The sequence below is a fragment of the Corynebacterium sp. NML98-0116 genome, assembly GCF_001767255.1.
GTDB classification, from domain to species: Bacteria; Actinomycetota; Actinomycetes; order Mycobacteriales; family Mycobacteriaceae; genus Corynebacterium; species Corynebacterium pseudogenitalium.
The window spans coordinates 1464672-1479568 of sequence record NZ_CP017639.1; the positions used below are offsets into that span (position 1 = coordinate 1464672).

Here is a 14897-nt window from a genome sequence, read left to right on the forward strand (position 1 = left end):
CACAATTGGCGTTTTTGGGTTCTGTGACAGAGGGCTGGCAGAGGGCTAAGGTAACAACTCTGTTACTTCCGGGAGAAAGGGCTGATCTTTGAACCATTTTCGCGCCATGTTCACGATGGCACCCGCACGCCGGGACCATATCCCTGCCTTCCGCACAGCCGCCGGAGTAGCCATCCCACTCCTACTCCTGCTCTGGATCGGCCGCTTCGACCTTGCCATCTACGCCAACTTTGGCGCGTTTACGGGTGTTTATGGACGCCACGAAACCCGACAGGATAGGGCACGCCACCAGCTCCTTGCAGGTACCGCCATCGTGGTCGCGATCGCAATCGGCGCGACAATGTCTTGGACCCACGCAAACCAGTGGCTCATTATGCTCATCTCTGCCATCGCGTCCTCGGTGTGGGCGACCATCGCGCTGTGGTCAGGTACACGCCCAACCGGGTCCGTCTTCGTACTCTTCGCAATCGCCGCGGTGGGGTCCCTTGCCCACCCGGCACACCCACTGATCGCTACAGCAGTCGCTGCTGCGACGGCCGGTCTTTGCTTTGGGCTCGGGAGAATATCGCACCTCATAGGGGAAGGTCCCAATGTGCGTGAACCGCGAGGGGAGGAAGTGGGCGTCGATAAGCAGGCGCTGAAGCGAGAGGCAGCGCGATTCTTCCTCGCTCCCCTGCTCGCTGGAACGATCGGCATCATCTCCGTCGCTCTCATTGACCCGCTGTCGCACTTCTACTGGGCGATGGTCGCTGCGGTAGTGCCGCTGGTCAACAACCGCTACCGCGTGCAGTACTTTCGTGCCTTGCAACGTATGCTCGGCACCCTTTCCGGCATTCTCGTCGCCGGGTTCCTCCTCTCGCACCACATGCAGGAATGGCAGTTCGTGATATGGATCATCATCCTGCAGTTCTTGACCGAAACCTATGTCACCCGCAACTACACGCTGGCAGCGAGCTTCATCACCCCGACCGCCCTGCTGATGATCCAAGCCGTCGAACCTGCCCCCGTCGCGCCAATGCTCCTTGCGCGCAGTGCGGAAACCATCCTCGGTGCTGCCTCAGCGCTCGTAATTATCGCCATCGGATATACCAGAACCAACCCGCACTTGGTACGCCAACGCCTCAAGGCTGCCACCCCTAAAGCCTAAGGCCTAAACCTCAAACCGATACTCGGAGCCATACCGCGGCTGGTACAGCGCCGCATACTCCACATCCACAGCCCTGAAGTGTGGCGATGTCACTTCAGCAAGTGCCTGGATATAGTCCCCTACGATCGCCTTCGGCAGGCGCAGCCCCATCGTTAGGTGCGGAATCCACCGAGCACCACGGCCATCGGGATTGAGCTCGTTGAGCTCCCGCGCTGCTCGCTCAAGCTCGTCCGGGCCCTGCAGCAGCCACGCCACCGTCTGCTTCGACTTCGTCCCGAACACCACCGTGCCTACCCTGTCCAGACGCGCAGGCAATAACTGGGGCAGGAGTTCCCCTGCTCGGGCGATCACCTTTCGAGCCATCTGAGGAGCGAACGTCACCGACACGTGCGGGCGCTGCTGCTGAACGGGAAATCCGCGCTGCGCCAGCTCCTCATAAATCTTGCGAATCTCCTGCTCCTGCGTCTTCGGCAAGCGCAGCAAAATGTTCTCCGGGGACATACGACCTCACTCGTTGATGTCTTTCAGGTCCACGATAACGTCGGGGTTGCCGAACGCCTTGCGGACACGCTCGAGGGCATCGGGAAGGCTCAGCCCGTCGGCGGCAGCGCTTAAGATCACGTCTTGTAGGTCGCCTCCTCGGCCCCAATCTTTGTAGTCATCAAACCCATATCCAGTGCCGGTGAGCACTTTGTCATCGTTGAACTTCAGCGCCATGACACCGTTTCCAACCCGCCACATCCACCCCGTCCCTGGGCAAGGCTCACTGGTTTTCGCTTTGCAACATGGCGTCGGAATCATCTCGAGACCCATGTACCGGTAGCGATCATCACTGTCATTGCTTGCCATGTTCGTCGAGCGCCTCCACCCTCAAGTGATTGTCTGCCACGTCTCAACGTACCAAACCGCCAGAAAGTTCGTTCATTTGTTCGAATCGTGCCGATCTGTGTCGGCGGGGGTTGATAGGGTGAGAGCAACTCACGAAAGGAGGGGTCATGACCAGCACAATCACCCGATGCGTCAACGATATTTCGGCAGCGCTGCGCACGTTAAGTGAGCTTTTCGCCGACCCCTCCGCCCTCACATTCAGTGATATCCGGCACGAAATGGAACGCCTCGAGGAGCAATTCAAAAAGAAGGCAACTATCGACGCCGCGTTCGCCTTCATCGCCGAGCGCGAAGAAGCTGGCCGAATTGTCGGCGCTAACTACCCCAACGCGTACCTCCAGCAGTGCCTCGACCTGTCAAAGGGCGAAGCCTACAACCGCCTTGAACGCGGCCGACTCCTCTTCGGCCAGCCGCCAGCACCTAGCACTCCCCCGGCCAGCAAGGAAAGCACCGAGGAGCTTTTCGCTCGCACCCATGAAGTGGAGCAGCAGCAGGCAACTGTCAGAAGAACGTCTTCCCAGGTTAGTGCAGAGAAGCAAAACATCATCCGGCGCGAACTCGACAAGTTGCTCAAAGCTGGCGTGGACGAACGCACCCGCATCTACTCCGCAGCCATGACCGAGGGCTTACGTCGCAACCCCGAAGACCTCCGGCAGTTCGTTCGCCGCGCAGTCAGCGACGTCAACCGGAAACACGCCCCACATACCAACCCTAATGCCGGGTATGAAAATCGTGGCATGTCCATTGGTCGTCGCAAATCGGATGGCACTGTAGACATCTACATCAACGCTACGGCTGGAGATGCCGCCCTGATCAAAGCGCACACAGACAAGGGCCTCGCGCCAAACTCCAACCTTCCAGCAGCGATGCACGACGAAGTGGACTCCCGCACCCGGCAGCAACGTCGGTTCGACAAGTTCTTCGCCATTTTCAAACAACACGAGCAATCGCATCAGAAGGCGAACGGCGGCGCTGCCTCGGTGGTCATTGCACTTACTCTCGACGACCTCGCCGACGGCGATGCTTCCATGCTTTACGGCACCAACACCGGCATCGAAGTCGACTGTTTCGATCTTGTACGCCTCGGCATGGACGGAACTACAGACTTCCTCCTCCAAGTGGACGGCGTCACCTCAGTACCACTGTGGATGGGGAGAACCACCCGGCTCGCATCGGCCGAACAGCGAATCGCAATGTTCGCCATCCAAGGAGTATGCTCCTGGCTCGGCTGCACCACCCCTATGTCAGAATGTGAGGCACATCATATCCTCGCCTGGATAAAGGGCGGACACACCGATATCGAAAACCTCACTGGTCTTTGCCGCGAGCACCACAGATGCAACAACGACAACAGAGACGGCTCCTTCAACAAGGGCTACATGGATTTCGACCCGCAAACAGGCAAAGCGGGATACCGAAAGCACCCGTCCGATCCAATGAAATTCAACCAATCGGTGCCTGCGAAACACTCGGCAGTCAGCAGAATCTACGCCGCAAAAGGCAGGTGCAACTGCGTACGGACCGGAGAGCGTGACCCCGCCTTGTATCCGCCAGGCCTCTCACCTCCCGTTACGGCTCCACTATCTCAAAGCGCCTAGGGTCGGAGGCATGAAGATCTTTACCGTCGGCCATTCAAACGTCGAGTTTGACCAATTCGTGGGCATGCTCGAGGCTTCCGGCGTGCGTGCAGTCGTGGACGTGCGCAAGCTTCCCGGCTCCAGGAAGTACCCCTGGTTCAACGACGATCAACTTGCCCAACACTTACCTGGGCACGGCATCGAATACTCCCGAAACGAAGGGCTCACCGGGCGGCGCAACGTGTCCAAAACAGTCCCCTTCGAGGTGAACGGCAACTGGCGCAACCGAAGCTTTCACAACTACGCGGACCACGCCCTTGGCGACGAATTCGCACAGTCACTCCAAGCGCTCAGGGAACAAGCCAGGACATGCCCAACAGTAATCATGTGCTCAGAGGCAGTCTGGTGGCGTTGCCACCGACGCATCATCGCCGACCACCTCCTGGCCCACGGCGACAACGTGCAGCACATCATGAGAATGACGCAGCATGGCCCCACCCTAAGTGCAGCGAAGCTTAACGACGGAGCTGTCGTCGGCGAGGATAAGAAAGTACGCTACCCGGAGCAAGAGACCAAGTAGCACGTTTCAACTACCCACCGCTGCCCCTGTTCCCATTTCCGCAGTACGCGCCCATTTTTAGCTAGAGGGGCGCTAACCTCTCAAAAGCCTCCCAAAATGCATTGATTGAACAGGTGGCAAACTCTTCGCTTCAATGTCAGTTCAGCGCGTTTGAAATAGTTCAGTATTGACTGTATAGTTCAGCACATGCTGACTATTGCTTCGCGCCTCGATGTCATGAACCGGCTCGGCCGGGCCATGGCGGATCCGACGCGCTCCAGAATCCTGATGACCCTACTCGACGGCCCGAGCTACCCGGCTGTGCTTTCGCGCGACCTGGACTTGACCCGCTCGAACGTCTCGAACCACCTGACCTGCTTGCGTGACTGCGGCATCGTCGTCGCCGAGCCGGAGGGCCGCAAGACACGCTACGAAATCGCCGATCCGCACCTCGCGACAGCGCTCAACGCGCTAGTGAACGCGACGTTGGCTGTCGACGAGAATGCCCCGTGCATCGACCCTGAGTGCTCGGTGCCCGGCTGCGACGAGAAAGGAACGGACGCATGAGTTCAGCGTGTGGATGCGAACACGAACCAACCACGGAAATCGAAGATCTTGATCGGCCATGGTGGAAGGACCCCGAGTTGCTACTGCCGATCTTCTCCGGCGTAGCCCTCTGCATAGGTCTGGCGCTGGGCTGGTCCGGGCTAGAGGCACCCGCGACAGTACTGTTCTGGGTCGGCCTACTGTTGGGGGCGTATACGTTCGCGCCCGGCGCTACCCGGAACCTTGTCACGAAGCGCAAGCTCGGCATTGGCTTGCTGATGACAATCAGCGCGGTCGGCGCGGTAATCCTCGGTTACGTCGGAGAGGCCGCGGCGCTAGCGTTCCTGTACTCGATCGCCGAGGCGCTGGAGGACAAGGCGATGGACCGGGCCCAGAGTGGACTGCGAGCACTGTTGAAATTGGTACCACAGACCGCGACGGTGCTGCGCGACGGCACGGCGGTCGAAGTCGCAGCGAAGGACCTCGTGGTTGGCGAGCTGATGCTCGTTCGCCCCGGGGAGCGGATCGCCACGGACGGCATCATTCGTTCCGGACGCTCCAGCCTTGACACCTCAGCGATCACCGGAGAATCCATTCCGGAGGAGGTCGCACCGGGCGACGAGGTGCCCGCAGGAGCGATCAACTCCGCCGGTGTGCTGGAGGTCGAGACGACCGCAGCTGGAACTGACAACTCGCTGACCACACTCGTGGACCTGGTCGAGCAGGCACAGGCGGAAAAGGGCGACCGCGCCCGGATCGCCGACCGGATTGCCCGACCCCTAGTGCCCGGGGTGATGATCCTGGCGGTGCTGGTCGGCGTGATTGGCTCGCTGCTGGGCGACCCCGAGACGTGGATCACCCGTGCGTTGGTGGTTCTGGTCGCAGCGTCGCCGTGCGCGTTGGCAATCTCCGTGCCGCTGACGGTCGTGGCCGCGATCGGCGCGGCCAGCCAGTTCGGCGTGGTCATCAAGTCCGGCGCGGCGTTCGAGCGGCTCGGCGGCATCCGTCACCTGGCGGTGGACAAGACCGGAACCCTCACCCGCAACCAGCCTGAGGTTACCGGGGTGGTCCCGGCAGACGGATTCGATCGGGCCCAGGTGCTTTCCTTCGCAGCGGCAGTTGAGCAGCAATCGACGCACCCCCTCGCCGCGGCGATCGCGGCAGCGGCGCCCGAAGCACCCGCCGCCTCGGACATCAGCGAGGAAGCCGGTCATGGCATCGGCGGCACCGTCGAAGGTCGACGGGTGCTGGTGGGCAGCCCCCGGTGGATCGACGCCGGGCCACTGAAGGCAGACGTTGAGCGCATGGAGTCCGAGGGCCAAACCTGCGTACTGGTCACCGTCGATGACGCCCTCGCCGGGGCGATCGGGGTCCGCGACGAGCTGCGTCCCGAGGTTCCCGAAGCTGTGCAGACCCTGCACGCTAACGACGTGAAGGTGAGCATGCTCACCGGCGACAACACTCGCACCGCCCGGGCGCTGGCTGAGATCGCCGGGGTCGACGATGTGCGCGCCGAGCTACGCCCAGAGGACAAGGCAAGCATCGTCGCCGAACTCTCCTCCAAGACGCCGACGGCCATGATCGGCGACGGCATCAACGATGCTCCGGCACTGGCGGGCGCAACGGTGGGTATAGCGATGGGAGCGACCGGCTCTGACGCCGCGATCGAGTCCGCTGACGTCGCCTTCACCGGCCACGACCTCCGGCTGATCCCTCAGGCACTGCAACACGCCCGCCGAGGCAGCAGGATCATCAACCAGAACATCGTGCTGTCTCTGGCTATCATCATCGTGTTGATGCCGCTGGCGATCAGCGGCATGCTGGGCTTGGCCGCCGTCGTGTTGGTTCACGAGGTCGCCGAAGTCATCGTGATCTTGAACGGCCTGCGGGCTGCACAAGCGAAGCGCTGAGCCACACTTTCGTCCAGCGCGCTGGCTCCCCAACGCGGATCTTAGAAGGATCGTTCTGCTCAGGGACCAAGCGTCATCTCAAAACTTTTGATACCGAGCTTCATCGACATGGCCCGCGACAACTTGGGCAGTGTGTTTGGCAAAGGGCCCCACGCCCATCAGCGTTGCCGAGCCGCCGCCGGTCCAGTTGCCATAACCGACTAGATGCAGATTCTTCACCGCGGGTTCACTGCCGCGCATGAGGTAGCGGAATGGACCGAGGGCTGGACGGAAACCAGTGCACCAGATCAGATGGTCGTGATCGAGCTCGCTCAAACTGTCGAAGATGGGGGTAGCGGTGAGTTGACCGGAGTTGCGGAGCTCACGTAGATGAGGCAGTGCGACAATGTCCCCGAGGTTCGGGCCGGCATCGCCACCGAGAATTCGGCGGCGGCTGCGGAGAAAAAGATCGCGACCATCGACATCATCAGGCATCCAGCGCGGCTGCTCACGTGTGAACCATGTGACCTCCGACGTCCCGATGAGGTCCGCGGCGATCTGAGCACCCGAGTTCGCCCCACCGACCACAGCGACCTTCGCACCGCGGAATGGTTCGGGACCAGGGTAGGTCGACGAATGCCACTGGCGTCCGCGAAAAGTGCCGGGATAGTAGGGCACGAAGGGTGCGGACCACGTGCCTGTGGCAGCGACAACGTGCTCCGCCGTGAATTGACCGGCGGTCGAATCTAGGGTGAACGTCCCTCCCTCGTGGGACACGCTGTGAACGTGCACTGGGCGCCTCACCGGGAGGTCGTACCGTTTTTCGTAGCTTTCCAGATAGTCGATGACATGACTTGCAGGCGGGTACCCCGGGTAGTGCGGCATGGGCCAGCCGGGCAGGTTGGAGAACTCCGCGGCGGAGAAAAGCGTCAATGACGGCCACGTATGCAACCACGCTCCACCGGGTTCCTCTTGGTTGTCTAGGACCAAGAAGTCCACTTCGTAGCGTCGCAGGTAGTACGACGTGGCTAGGCCGGACTGGCCACCACCGACGACGATAGCCGTGTGATGCTCAGCCAATCGATCATCCCTCCAGAATCTCCCGGAAGCGCCACTCAGTGTCGTTTCTCATCGGGCACATGCCCGCCCAGGTGTGTCTCCTCGAGCTCACCAACGGGGGAGCTTGTCAATGGTAATCAACGATCTCCACCTTAATGCCCCGCGTTACACGTTGAACTTGAACTCGACCGAGTTTCAGTCGAAAGCTACCTGCCTTTTCGCACCATCAAGCGTAGTAAAATCCTCACCACGGAGCGCACGTATAAGTGGGAGCTGCGCGCCGCGGAGAACTGCGTGACCGAACGTGTGTCGGTGAACGTTGAAGGCGACGGATGGGGCGAAGCCTCGAGCTGTTTAGGTCCGAGCAAGGCGTGTGGTCGGCGGAAACCAATGAAGAGGGCGCCCAGCCTGAAGATCTGCCCTCCCCGGTATCGTCCAGTCCGCCGACCTGAAAGCCGTACTCGATTGCGATCTCGGTCTGTGTCCTCTCACCATCACAATGCCTATTCGTCGCTTGACGCTGCTTGAGACTCAGGTTCCGAAAACGCAGCTGATCATGGCTTGGATTGATATACCGTCCCTCCAGGTGATCGCATCAGACCAGTACTACAGCTCCGTCGATGCTGAAAATGTCCGATACGAAAGCGGAACACGGGGAGTCGACGTCGAGTTGGAGGTCGACGGTGACTGAGTGGTCGTACATTACCCTGATCTCGCACGTCGGGTCTGATCCGGAAACAACTCTAACTACGCTGGGCGGTATGAACGATCTGACCATCGCGCCCGGACCGGGGATCCCCGGTGGCCTCGTCGTCGCCGCGGCGGACCTGTCGGAGCGGTTCGCGAAGGCATCGGGCCCGGGCGGCCAGGGCGTCAACACCACCGACAGTAAGGTGCAGCTGTCCATCGACATCGCGGAATGCGCATCGCTTTCCGACACCCAACGCCGCCGCGCTCTCCACAACCTCGAACACCGCCTGGACGGCACGGTGCTCACCGTGAGCGCATCGACGCAGCGGTCGCAGGTCCGCAACCGTGCCGAGGCGCGGGAACGCATGGCCATCTTGTTGCGCGAGGCGCTCGCCCCACCGCCTCCCCCGCGGCGGAAAACGAAGCCGACGCGCGGCTCGGTGCGGCGCCGTCTCGAAGCGAAAAAGCGGCGCTCGGAGCTCAAGTCCACGCGACGGCGTCCCCAAATTCCCTAGTTCGAACCATCCGCGTGCATATCCTCACGCTGACGGACCTGGTTCGGGTAACTGCTACGCCGAGACAGCGTGAACCGGCTGAATCCTCTCGATCTCGGCGAGGATTTTGTCTTCTGCCACATCCAGGTCGTACTGGGTCTGTAACCCGAGCCAGAACTGGGGGCTCATTCCGAAGAACTTAGCCAAGCGAAGAGCAGTGTCCGCGGTTACAGCGCGCTTACCGTGAACAATTTCGTTGATCCGGCGGGGCGGAACGCCGATGGAGACTGCGAGCTTGTGCTGGGTGATCCCCATTTCCTTGAGAAAGTCCTCCATGAGGATCTCACCGGGGTGAATCGGAGGGAGCTTGTCAGTGGTAGTCAACGATCTCAACCTCCTCTGGCCCCGCGGCAGACCACCGAAAACAGATCCGCCACTGGTCGTTGATTCGAATGCTGAACTGACCCCGCCGATCACCTTTCAACGCCTCAAGCCGGTTCCCCGGGGGAATCCGTAACTCATCAACAGTCTGCGCGTACCCAAGCTGGCGAAGCTTGCGCAGCGCTACTGAGTGAATGCGGGAATCGATCGAGCGAACCCGCTCTCGATTCCACAAACGCTCAGTGTCTTTGTCAGCGAACGACTGGATCACGCTTCACCCTATCTCCCATAACGCGAAGCGTCAATAACGCTACACGTTAAATTTGAACTCGACGGCGTGTCGGCGCAAAGAAACCTTTTCGCGAAAGACAGTAAGTAAATCCAGAGAAGTACCGCAGGATGCGGTCATGGCGCTATCGCTCCCGGTGCCGTTTTGGTGTAGTTGGTACGGGGTGTCTGCGTAGTTGGTACTGGTTTTCCGTGTAGTTGGTACTGCTTTGGGGCAGGTTGGATTTCGGCGGCATCGCAATTCGGTGGTGCCGTGTCTGACCTGTTTTGAAGGAGGACGGCTAGATGGCCGACTTCAGAGTGTCAGCGCTCTTTGAAAAGTAGCCCAAAATGTTGCGACCGGCTATTTGGTAGCGGTGTGGTGACTTTCGGGTAGCGGTTTAGTGGGTATCCGGTAGCGGGGTTGGCGGTGGCGGGTGATGCTTTCGGGTGGTTGCACCACAGGGGTGTAGCCGGTTACCGGAAGGAGTCCGCTGATGACGGATTACCGGACGGTGATGAAGCTGCTTGTGCAGCAGCGTTCGTACCGCCAGATTGAACAACAGCTCGGGTGCTCGCACCGCGCGATTTCCCGGTCGAACCAGGTGCTTCGATCCCTCGGGATTCGCACCGTCGACCAGGTTTTGGCGCTGACGGATGATGAGCTCGACGAGTTATTCGTCGATGGGCGCAGCACCGGCCAGGGCGAATTCGTCCCCATCGATTTCGATGCGGTGGTCAAAGCCCGCACGGGGCGTGACAAGCAGACACTGCAAGTGCTGTGGGCGCGCTACACCACCACACCTGCTTTACCCGGCCAGCTCCATTACAGCTACGACCGGTTTCGCCAGTTGGTGGCGTCCCATGTCGACGCGGCCGGTTTGACCGCACGCATCACCCACACTCCGGGGCACACCATGCAGGTGGATTGGGCAGGCACCAAGATGCGCCTGTTCGACCCTGACGGCACACCGGGGATCAAGGTCAGCGTGTTTGTCGCCTCAATGCCGTATTCCGGGATGATTTTTGCCCTCGCGTGTCCGGATGAGCGCCAGCATTCCTGGCTTGATGCCCACCACCACGCGTTCGCCTACTTCGGGGGCGTGCCTGAGGTTGTGGTGCCGGATAATGCCTCGACTGCGTCGAACGCGATCAGCGCGGCGGATCGAAACCGCAAGGTCAACGACACCTACGAGCAGTTTTTGGAGCATTACAACGCCGCAGCACTGCCCACGAGGTCGAGACGGCCGAAAGACAAAGCCAATGTCGAAGCTGCAGTCAAGATCGTCACCCACAAGGTCATCCACGCACTCGATGGCCACCAGTGCGTCGATCTAGACGAGCTCAACTCGCGCATTAAACAGCTGGTTGACCAGATCAACCAGGCGGTGCCGTTTCGTCACCAGCAGTCAAGCCGCAGAGACATTTTTGATGCGCATGAAAAGCACCTTTTGACATCACTTCCCGATACCCCGTGGGTTGCGTCCCTTAGTGTGGTGTAACGCTTGCTGATGGTGGGCTTCGGAAATAGTGGGGCGGCCACCGTCAGTCAACCTTTCGACTCAACTACCACATCTCACCGAAAGGCACATGACGATGACCGCTGCACCGCATTCTATCGACCCAGCAACCTACTTGGACGATCTACTCGCCCAAGCCTCCCCTGACCTGATGCGGCAGATGCTGCAAGGGTTTATCAACCAGATCCTCTCCGCCCAGGCCGACACCGTCTGCAGCGCCGAATACGGCGTGGCTTCTGAACAGCGGGTCAACCACCGCAACGGGTACCGCCACCGCGAGCTCGACACCCGTGTCGGCACGATCGATGTGGCAGTACCGAAGCTGCGGCAGGGCGCCCGTGAGGGGCATCGACCAGATGATGAGGATCAGGCGCCCGGGGAGCCTCCCGTCCGGCACGTCCACGACTCGGCGTAGCGGCCGCCCTTCGCCAGCAATTCATCGTGCGTGCCCCGTTCTGCGACCGTCCCATCCTCCGAAAGCACGACGATGAGGTCGGCATCGCGGATGGTGTGCAGGCGATGGGCGACGACGATCACGGTGCGATCGCCGCGCAACGCTTCCATCGTGCCGACGATCGCCCGCTCAGTGGCCGCATCCAGCGAGGACGTCGGCTCGTCGAGAAGCACCACCGGGGAATCCTTCAGAAGCGCCCGGGCGATGGCGACGCGCTGCCGCTCGCCTCCCGACAGCAGCGTCCCCTCCTCCCCCACCGGGGTATCCCACCCGGAAGGCAGCAGCTCCACGATGCGGTCCACCCCGGATCGCCGGGCGGCCTCGCGCAAGCGGTCTCCGTCACCGGGCCTGGAACCGAATCCGGGGTCGGCGAAGACCACGTTGTCCCGCACGGACGCGTCGAAAAGGAACGTCTCCTGGAACACCGGGGTCACCAGCGAGTTCACGCCGTCGGTGCCGATCCGAGGCAAGGGCACCCCGCCGATGAGGATCTCCCCCGAGTCCGGATCATGAAAACGCGACAGCAGCCGCATGACCGTCGTCTTGCCCGCCCCCGACGGTCCCACTATGGCGACCAGCGCTCCCTGAGGTGCACGGAAGCTGACGCCGTCGAGAACCTTCTTATCCCCGTACCCGAAGCTCACGCCGCGGAACTCCACGTCATGCCCGTCGGGCAGCTCCGGTGCGGCAGGTTCGGGAAGGGCGGGGATTGCCCGCAGGTCACGCAACGCAGTCAACGTGTTGCGGCCCGCACCGAAACCGCCGGACAACGCTCCCGCGGTGGTGATCGGTTCGGTGAACTGGACGACCACGATGAGTATCGGCGTCAAATGCGCCGGCGCCATCCCGCCCGTCGCGGCGACTGCCACGGCGACGATCACCGCCGCCGTGAACACCGCATGGACGACCGAGCCCAACCGTCCGATGGCCGCGCCTTGCGTCGACGTCGCCTTCGCGAACGCATCGTGTTGGGCCTGGATCGCCTCATCCACCATCGCGTCCGCCGCCGAACCGTCGCCCGCGGCGCGAATCGCCTGCTGGCCGCGGGTGAACTCGATCAGCCTGCCGGAGACGGCAGCGACGGCGTCAGCATGCGCTTCGTCCGACTCCCCGCCGACCCGGCCAATGGCCCGGTAGGCGAAGAAGATCACCGGCGCCGACGCGACAAGAACCAAACCGACGCGCCAATCCACCGCCAGAATTCCGAGAGCGATGACGGTCGGCGTAACCACAGCGGCGATGACGGGCCGCAGGATCACGTGCGGCACGGACGCCGCGAACGCGATACCCGACGACGCCATCTCCGAGAAGCGGCCGGCCGTGGACTTGGTGACGTACCCGAGTGGCAACGTCAGCACGCGTTCGCCCAGGGAACGCAACAGGGACGACAGCACCGCTGCGGAATTCGCCCTGCCGACCGTCCCCGCGGCGAGGGACAACACCGCATGGGCGGCCGCGAGGCCGGCGATGACGCCGGTGAAACGCCACGCCGTCGCATCATCTCCCTCGGCCAGAGCCGACAGCAGCGGCAGCAGCGCGACGAACGCCGCTCCCTGGGCCAGCGCGGCAAGCGCGGCCAACGCAATGAGCCACACCAGCGTCATTCTCGAGCGCCGATCCGTCATCGACCACAAGTCCCGAATCATCGATTCCCCGCCTTTTCATCGTCTGCTTCAGTGCCCCGCGGGGCGGATGGTTCGTCGTCGAGCGCGAACGCGCGCCACAAATCCCGGTAGCGGCCACCGCGCGCAAGCAACTCGTCGTGGGTACCCGCCTCCGCGACCGCTCCCCCATCGAGAACGAGGATGCGGTCGGCGTTGCGGATCGTGCTCAATCTGTGCGCGATCACGATCACCGTCCGCGAACGGGCCAAACGCTCGATTGCGGACTGGATGAGGGCCTCGGAAGCCGGATCCGCGTAAGCGGTTGCCTCGTCGAAGATGAGCACCGGCGCGTCCGTAACAATCGACCTCGCGATGGCCACGCGCTGCGCCTCACCACCGGAAAAGGTTACGTCGACGTTGACCACCGAATCCAGGCCCTTCGGCAGCGCCGCGATGACCGTATCGAGGTTCGCGAGCTTCGCGGCCGCCATGATTTCGTCGTCGGTGGCGTCTCTCCTGGCCAGCCGGATGTTCTCCCGCAACGGCAGCGTGAACAACTGCGGATCTTGGAACACCACCGACACCGAGCGGTGCACGTCGCGCACGGCGATGTCGCGAAGATCGGCGCCGCCCAGCAGCACCGAGCCTTCAACGGGGTCGTGGAAACGCGCCAACAGCCGGGCGACGGTGGACTTTCCGGAACCGGAGGACCCCACCAGCGCAGTGAGGGTCCCTGGTTCGAACGTCGCGGACATCCCGTCGAGGACCCGCGGCCCATCCCCGTAGGAGAAGACCAGGTTCCGGACCTCGAGCGCGCCTCCGTGCACGGGCACCGGATCGGCGGGCTCGGCGATCGGCGGCGTGCCCAGCACCTCCGCGATGGACTTCAGGGCGGCGATCCCCGCGATGATGGGTTCGGAGTTCATAGCCACCCTCACGATCGCCGCGGAGAGTCCAAGGCCGAGAACCAGCCCGGCGACGAGACCCTCCGGTATGCCGCCCGCGGCGTCCCTCAAAGCGAGGCCGGCCCCGCACACCACTGCGAGGACTGTGGTCGGGGACGTCACCACGTCGATGAGCCCGAGATAGATGTTCGACTGCCGGGACCAGGCGGACCACGCGCGGACGAACGACAACGCCGCGGCATCGTAGCGACCCGCGCCCTGGCTGGCGCGTCCGAAGGACTTCATCACCGGGATACCGCGCACCAACTCGATGACCGCGGCCGTCACTCCTTCGGAGGCTCGCTCGTAGTCGCGCTGAAGACCGGCTCCGCGCGAAATCATCACGCCCATCAGGGCGAAGGTGACCAGCACCGGGACGACCGCCACCGCCGCGATCCGCCAATCCACCGCGACGAGCGCGATGAGGGAAAGCAGGGGAACCAGCACCGCCACCACGGTCTCACCGACGGTGTGGCCCATGAGCTGGTGGACAGCCGCGACGTCCTTCTCAACCGACTCGATGATTCCCGACGAGCGCCGGGCGTCCAGCCAGCCCAGCGGCAACTTCCGGATTTGGGCGACCAGCCGGCGCCGGAGGTGGAGCTGCAGGTCGTTATCCGCCCGGTGCGAGAGCATGCCGGCGGCGCCGTCCGCGGCCATGCGCACCGTTGCGGCGACGACGATGACAGCCACGGCCAACCACGTCCGATGCACCGGGGCCTCCGGGTACGTCATCGCGATGTCGATGATGCCGACCAGCGAAGCGACGGTAGCCACCGACGACAGGACGGATAACGCGACCACCGCACGCATCCGGGTCCGAATCGGGGCGAGCAGCGACCACGGGCCTACGGTCCCGTCCACGGCGCTCACTTCCC

General features: G+C 62.4%; 15 protein-coding genes and 1 pseudogene. 9 read left to right on the plus strand and 7 right to left on the minus strand.

What is annotated here, in order from left to right; translation table 11 throughout:
- Nucleotides 1-88 precede the first annotated feature (88 nt).
- Nucleotides 89-1147: an FUSC family protein gene (locus BJP05_RS06590; RefSeq protein ID WP_168156187.1), complete on the plus strand. Its 1059-nt coding sequence runs from the start codon at nt 89-91 to the stop codon at nt 1145-1147.
- A 3-nt stretch (nt 1148-1150) separates the two neighbouring features.
- Here the strand turns inward: BJP05_RS06590 and BJP05_RS06595 are convergent, their stop codons facing one another.
- Nucleotides 1151-1648, minus strand: a complete 498-nt coding sequence (locus tag BJP05_RS06595) for a 2'-5' RNA ligase family protein (protein WP_070362725.1) — start codon at nt 1646-1648, stop codon at nt 1151-1153.
- A gap of 6 nt (nt 1649-1654) precedes the next feature.
- Nucleotides 1655-1996, minus strand: coding sequence for a hypothetical protein (locus tag BJP05_RS11135; RefSeq protein ID WP_143110584.1), 342 nt, complete (start codon nt 1994-1996; stop codon nt 1655-1657).
- Nucleotides 1997-2142: 146 nt separating this feature from the next.
- Here BJP05_RS11135 and BJP05_RS06605 point away from each other — a divergent pair, with 146 nt between their 5' ends.
- The 4 genes from BJP05_RS06605 (at nt 2143) to BJP05_RS06620 (ending at nt 6627) form a co-directional block, all read left to right on the plus strand.
- Nucleotides 2143-3633 (plus strand): HNH endonuclease signature motif containing protein, encoded by a 1491-nt coding sequence (locus BJP05_RS06605; RefSeq protein ID WP_084028596.1) that lies wholly within the window; start codon nt 2143-2145, stop codon nt 3631-3633.
- Between the two features lie 10 nt (nt 3634-3643).
- Entirely contained in the window at nt 3644-4192 is a 549-nt protein-coding gene (locus BJP05_RS06610) for a DUF488 family protein (protein ID WP_070362727.1), read from the plus strand.
- A gap of 186 nt (nt 4193-4378) precedes the next feature.
- Nucleotides 4379-4738: a helix-turn-helix transcriptional regulator gene (locus BJP05_RS06615; RefSeq protein WP_070362728.1), complete on the plus strand. Its 360-nt coding sequence runs from the start codon at nt 4379-4381 to the stop codon at nt 4736-4738.
- Nucleotides 4735-6627, plus strand: a complete 1893-nt coding sequence (locus BJP05_RS06620) for a cation-translocating P-type ATPase (RefSeq protein ID WP_070362729.1) — start codon at nt 4735-4737, stop codon at nt 6625-6627. The genes BJP05_RS06615 and BJP05_RS06620 overlap by 4 nt, the downstream gene beginning before the upstream one ends.
- 78 nt (nt 6628-6705) lie before the next feature.
- On the opposite strand, the gene BJP05_RS06625 is transcribed toward BJP05_RS06620, so the two are convergent.
- Nucleotides 6706-7686, minus strand: coding sequence for an NAD(P)-binding domain-containing protein (locus BJP05_RS06625; protein ID WP_070362730.1), 981 nt, complete (start codon nt 7684-7686; stop codon nt 6706-6708).
- 472 nt (nt 7687-8158) lie between these two features.
- Here BJP05_RS06625 and BJP05_RS11445 point away from each other — a divergent pair, with 472 nt between their 5' ends.
- Both BJP05_RS11445 and arfB read left to right on the plus strand, forming a co-directional pair.
- Nucleotides 8159-8356 (plus strand): putative glycolipid-binding domain-containing protein, encoded by a 198-nt coding sequence (locus BJP05_RS11445; RefSeq protein WP_369415166.1) that lies wholly within the window; start codon nt 8159-8161, stop codon nt 8354-8356.
- A 70-nt stretch (nt 8357-8426) separates the two neighbouring features.
- Nucleotides 8427-8870 (plus strand): alternative ribosome rescue aminoacyl-tRNA hydrolase ArfB, encoded by a 444-nt coding sequence (gene arfB, locus BJP05_RS06630; protein WP_070362731.1) that lies wholly within the window; start codon nt 8427-8429, stop codon nt 8868-8870.
- A gap of 54 nt (nt 8871-8924) precedes the next feature.
- Here the strand turns inward: arfB and BJP05_RS06635 are convergent, their stop codons facing one another.
- Both BJP05_RS06635 and BJP05_RS06640 read right to left on the minus strand, forming a co-directional pair.
- Nucleotides 8925-9185: a HigA family addiction module antitoxin gene (locus BJP05_RS06635; protein ID WP_070363545.1), complete on the minus strand. Its 261-nt coding sequence runs from the start codon at nt 9183-9185 to the stop codon at nt 8925-8927.
- Nucleotides 9186-9219: 34 nt separating this feature from the next.
- Nucleotides 9220-9501 (minus strand): type II toxin-antitoxin system RelE/ParE family toxin, encoded by a 282-nt coding sequence (locus tag BJP05_RS06640; RefSeq protein WP_070362732.1) that lies wholly within the window; start codon nt 9499-9501, stop codon nt 9220-9222.
- 493 nt (nt 9502-9994) lie between these two features.
- Here BJP05_RS06640 and istA point away from each other — a divergent pair, with 493 nt between their 5' ends.
- On the plus strand, nt 9995-10999 hold the full coding sequence (istA, locus tag BJP05_RS06645; protein WP_070362733.1) for an IS21 family transposase: 1005 nt from the start codon (nt 9995-9997) through the stop codon (nt 10997-10999).
- Between the two features lie 94 nt (nt 11000-11093).
- Nucleotides 11094-11351, plus strand: a pseudogene (locus tag BJP05_RS06650) (transposase); the annotation flags it as partial.
- A 32-nt stretch (nt 11352-11383) separates the two neighbouring features.
- Here the strand turns inward: BJP05_RS06650 and BJP05_RS06655 are convergent.
- Nucleotides 11384-13117 carry an ABC transporter ATP-binding protein gene (locus BJP05_RS06655; RefSeq protein WP_070362735.1) on the minus strand — a complete coding sequence of 578 codons (1734 nt, stop codon included), beginning with the start codon at nt 13115-13117 and terminating at the stop codon, nt 11384-11386.
- Complete coding sequence (locus tag BJP05_RS06660) at nt 13114-14892, minus strand: ABC transporter ATP-binding protein (RefSeq protein ID WP_070362736.1); 1779 nt, start codon at nt 14890-14892, stop codon at nt 13114-13116. The genes BJP05_RS06655 and BJP05_RS06660 overlap by 4 nt, the downstream gene beginning before the upstream one ends.
- Between the last annotated feature and the right edge of the window lie 5 nt (nt 14893-14897).

What these genes read in the sequence shown, in the direction of transcription:
- BJP05_RS06595 (WP_070362725.1), bottom strand. Translation starts at nt 1,648, where the DNA reads ATGTCCCCGGAGAACATTTTGCTGCGCTTGCCGAAGACGCAGGAGCAG.
- BJP05_RS11135 (WP_143110584.1), bottom strand. Translation starts at nt 1,996, where the DNA reads ATGGCAAGCAATGACAGTGATGATCGCTACCGGTACATGGGTCTCGAG.
- BJP05_RS06605 (WP_084028596.1), top strand. Translation starts at nt 2,143, where the DNA reads ATGACCAGCACAATCACCCGATGCGTCAACGATATTTCGGCAGCGCTG.
- BJP05_RS06610 (WP_070362727.1), top strand. Translation starts at nt 3,644, where the DNA reads ATGAAGATCTTTACCGTCGGCCATTCAAACGTCGAGTTTGACCAATTC.
- BJP05_RS06615 (WP_070362728.1), top strand. Translation starts at nt 4,379, where the DNA reads ATGCTGACTATTGCTTCGCGCCTCGATGTCATGAACCGGCTCGGCCGG.
- BJP05_RS06620 (WP_070362729.1), top strand. Translation starts at nt 4,735, where the DNA reads ATGAGTTCAGCGTGTGGATGCGAACACGAACCAACCACGGAAATCGAA.
- arfB (WP_070362731.1), top strand. Translation starts at nt 8,427, where the DNA reads ATGAACGATCTGACCATCGCGCCCGGACCGGGGATCCCCGGTGGCCTC.
- BJP05_RS06635 (WP_070363545.1), bottom strand. Translation starts at nt 9,185, where the DNA reads ATGGAGGACTTTCTCAAGGAAATGGGGATCACCCAGCACAAGCTCGCA.
- istA (WP_070362733.1), top strand. Translation starts at nt 9,995, where the DNA reads ATGACGGATTACCGGACGGTGATGAAGCTGCTTGTGCAGCAGCGTTCG.
- BJP05_RS06655 (WP_070362735.1), bottom strand. Translation starts at nt 13,117, where the DNA reads ATGATTCGGGACTTGTGGTCGATGACGGATCGGCGCTCGAGAATGACG.